Origin of the sequence: Asanoa sp. NPDC050611, from assembly GCF_040654855.1 — a bacterium.
Taxonomy (GTDB): Bacteria; Actinomycetota; Actinomycetes; order Mycobacteriales; family Micromonosporaceae; genus Asanoa.
Genome location: NZ_JBFAIU010000538.1, coordinates 1 through 3357, shown reverse-complemented (window position 1 = coordinate 3357; position 3357 = coordinate 1). Strand labels below are relative to the sequence as shown.

The following is a 3357-nucleotide window of genomic DNA, read 5'->3' as shown; positions in this document are numbered from 1 at the left end:
GAGGCGAGGGTCATGAACGAGACGGATGTAGCGGTAGTGAGCCGGCCGGTCCGGCGCTTCGTGATCCACACGGGGCGGTCCTACGACCAGTTCCGCAAGCAGCAGGAACGCGCCGTCCCGGCCTGGTCCTGGGGCACGGCGGTGGCGGAGGCCAAGGGTGGCGGCGGCTGGCCGGCCCTGGAGAACCTCTCCAACCGCACCGCGGCCGACGGCCTGGTCAACATCTCGACGTTCGACCCGAGCCCGGTGATGCGGCTCGCCGGCCACGACCTGCGCGCGGTCACCTACCTGGCCGACAACCTCGTGATCGAGGAAGGCCTCTACAAGCACGACCCGGCCGTGATCGAGTACCTTCCGGTCCGCCTGACCATCTCCGAGCAGCCCGGCGACGACTCGACGCTGACCTTCGACAAGCCGTGCGACCTGTTCGGCGGCTACGCGATCCCCGACCTGGTCGAGCACGCGACCCAGGTCGAGGAGGCCATCGCCACGGTGCTGCGCAAGGTCGACCTGCCGGTGCCGCCGGAGCTTTCCGGGGCCTAGACGCGCCGTTGCACGTGCAGCAGGTACTCGCGGCGGTCCAGCGGGTTGTGGTCGGTGCGCGCGCGTTCCGGCCACGGGCACGGTGCCGGGCGGTAGTGGTCGAATGCGCTCTCCAGCGTGCCCTCGCCGCGGGTCAGTGACGGCAGGCGGGTCTCCAGCCCGTGCACCCGGGCCGCCGGGACGTCGCCCTCGACGACGGCCGTCGCGCCTTCGGTCGTGGTGCCGGTCGGCAGCGCACCCAGCTTGCCCAGGGTCGGCAGCACCGTGCCGAGCAGGTCGGCGGGCAGCTCCAGCGCGAACCGGTGGACCGGCTCCTCGACGACGGTGCCGGCCCGCCGGAGTGCGGCCATCAGCACCAGCGGAGTCAGGTTGCGGAAGTCGCCGGCCGTGCTCGACATGCTCTTGTCGAACGTGCCGTGCGCGTGGCTCTGCCGGGCGAAGTAGCCCGAGTGCGTCATCGTCACCACGCAGTCGACGACCTGCCAGCCGTGCGGACCCTGACGCAGCACCTCGTGCACGGTCTCCTCGACGGCGACGAAGAACGCGGGCGGCATGGAGCCGAGCTCGATGCCGAGCCGGAACGCGACGCCGGAGCCCTTCGGCCCGGGTTCGACCCGCAGGCCGACCGTGGCGAGGAACGGCGCCTCGTGCTTGAGCTCGTGTGCCGCGCCCGTCCCGCTGACCCGTTCCACGCAGATCGTGGTCGACTCGCGGAACGTGACGGCCAGGCCGTACTCCTCGGCCAGCGTCGCCTGGATGACCTCTTTCTGGACCTCGCCGTAGAGCGAGACGGAGGTCTCGTCGCGCACGTCGTCGCGGCGCAGGTTGATCAGTGGGTCCTGCTCGGCCAGCTCGGTGAGGGCGGCGTGGAGTGCGCCGCCGTGGGCCGGTCGGTCCGGGAGCACCACGGTCTCGAGCGACGGCGGTGCGAAGTGCCGGTCGGTGCTGCCGGGGCGGCGTGCGCCGATCGTGTCGCCGATGCGGACGCCCGGCAGGCCGCGCAGCACGGCGATGCGGTCCGTCGGCACGCTGGGGCGGGCGACCTGCGTGCCGCCCTCGAACACGTCGATCCCGGTGATCCGGCCTTCGCCGGTGGGGACGGCCACCCGGTCGCGCACGCGCAGGGTCCCGTCGAAGACCCGCGCGTAGGCCAGTTTCTCACCGGCCGGGCCGCGGTCGACCTTGAAGACGGTGGCGGAGGGCGTGGCGGTGGGGTCGCCGGCGGCGGCCGGCAGGAGGTCGCGGATGCCGGCCATCAGCTCGGGCACGCCGGTGCCGGTGATCGCCGAACCGGCGTACACCGGATGGATCCAGGACCTGGCGGTCTGGGCCGCGAGCTCGTCGCGAAGGGTGCGGGCCGGCACGCCGCCGTGCTCGACGAACGCGGTCAGGACCGCGTCGGACCGCTTGGCCAGCAGGTCGGCGAGGCCGGGCGCCGCTGGTCGGACGGTGGCGTCGCGGGTGCCGGCGCCGTCGACCGTGCACATCGGCTGCGGCGTCAGCCCGAGCTTGCGGCCGAGGTCGTCGAGCAGCGCGGCCGGCCGGGCACCGCCGCGGTCGACCTTGTTGAGGAAGACCAGCAGCGGGATGCCCAGCCGGCGCAGCGCGCGGGTCAGCACGCGGGTCTGCGGCTGCACGCCCTCGACGGCGGAGACCACGAGGACCGCGCCGTCGAGCACGGCGAGGACCCGCTCCACCTCGGCGATGAAGTCCGGGTGGCCGGGCGTGTCGATCAGGTTGACGGTGACGTCGCCGATCTCGAACGAGACGACGGCTGACTTGATCGTGATGCCGCGCTGCCGTTCGAGAGCGAGCGTGTCGGTGCGGGTGCTGCCCGCGTCGACACTGCCGACCTCGTCGATGACACCGGCGGCGTGCAGCAGCCGCTCGGTCAGGCTGGTCTTACCGGCGTCGACATGAGCGAGAATTCCGAGATTGAGCGTACGCAAGCGCGATGTCCTTCGCGTGGGCTGAATGGGCCGGCGGAACGAACACGCGAGCTGCACGCATCTCCTGGATCTCCTCTCTCGGGTCTCGGGCTACCACTTCACCAGCCGGCGCCCCGGCCGGCAAGCGATTTACAGGTGCGCGGTGAGCAGGCTGCGCAGGGCCGACTTGGGCCGGGCGCCGACAGTGGCACTGACCAGCTCGCCACCGCGGAACACCAGGAGCGTGGGCAGGGATCTGACCTGGTACGCCCGGCAGGTCGCCGGATTCTCGTCGGCGTCCAGGGTGGCCACCACCATCTTCCCCTTGAGCTCCTCGGCCAGCTCGGCCAAACTCCGGGAGATGGCGTGACAGGGCGGGCACCACTCGGCCCAGACGTCGACGACGACGGGCGTCTCGGACGCGAGCACCGCGGTGGCGAACGTGTCGTCGGTGACGGTGACTAGCAGGTCTTGCGCAAGCATGCGGCCTCCCGGCTCTCGATGGCGACGGCTAGCTGACCTCGGAGCCGGTCCCGCACCTCGACCATGCGCCCGATCCCGGCGTCCACTTCGGCGATCTTGCGCCGCAGCACGGCGACGGAGTCCGGGCAGACGTCCCCGGTCGGATGCCCCGCCCGCAGGCAGTCGACGAAGGGCTTGATGTCCTCGAGCCCGAACCCGACGTCGAGCAGCGCCCGGATCTCCCGGACGACCCGCAACTCGGCGTCGTCGTAGACCCGGTAGCCGCTGGCGGACCGGCCGGCCCGCAGGAGGCCGTGGGTCTCGTAGTACCGACGGCGACCTCGACGCCGTCCGGGTCGAGGACGGGGAGCTGCGCTACTACGAGCACCGTTACCCGATCGCGCCGGGGACCGGTGCCGGCACC

At 72.1% G+C, this 3357-nt stretch carries 4 protein-coding genes; 1 reads left to right on the top strand and 3 read right to left on the bottom strand.

Annotated features, from left to right (window positions below; genetic code table 11):
• A partial coding sequence (locus AB0H87_RS39785; RefSeq protein WP_360158366.1) for a hypothetical protein occupies nucleotides 1-543 on the top strand: 543 nt, incomplete at its 5' end.
• On the opposite strand, the gene AB0H87_RS39780 is transcribed toward AB0H87_RS39785, so the two are convergent.
• The 3 genes from AB0H87_RS39780 to AB0H87_RS39770 form a co-directional block, all read right to left on the bottom strand.
• Entirely contained in the window at nucleotides 540-2492 is a 1953-nt protein-coding gene (locus tag AB0H87_RS39780; protein WP_360158363.1) for a translation factor GTPase family protein, read from the bottom strand. The two genes, AB0H87_RS39785 and AB0H87_RS39780, sit on opposite strands and share 4 nt — an antisense overlap.
• Nucleotides 2493-2621: 129 nt before the next feature.
• Nucleotides 2622-2954: a thioredoxin gene (gene trxA / locus AB0H87_RS39775; protein ID WP_360158360.1), complete on the bottom strand. Its 333-nt coding sequence runs from the start codon at nucleotides 2952-2954 to the stop codon at nucleotides 2622-2624.
• Nucleotides 2933-3357, bottom strand: a 425-nt coding sequence (locus AB0H87_RS39770; RefSeq protein WP_360158357.1) for a MerR family transcriptional regulator, incomplete at its 5' end; no start/stop codon positions are given. The genes AB0H87_RS39770 and trxA, both read right to left, overlap by 22 nt.

Coding starts and splice junctions, on each gene's coding strand:
- trxA (WP_360158360.1), bottom strand. CDS start 2,954: ATGCTTGCGCAAGACCTGCTAGTCACCGTCACCGACGACACGTTCGCC.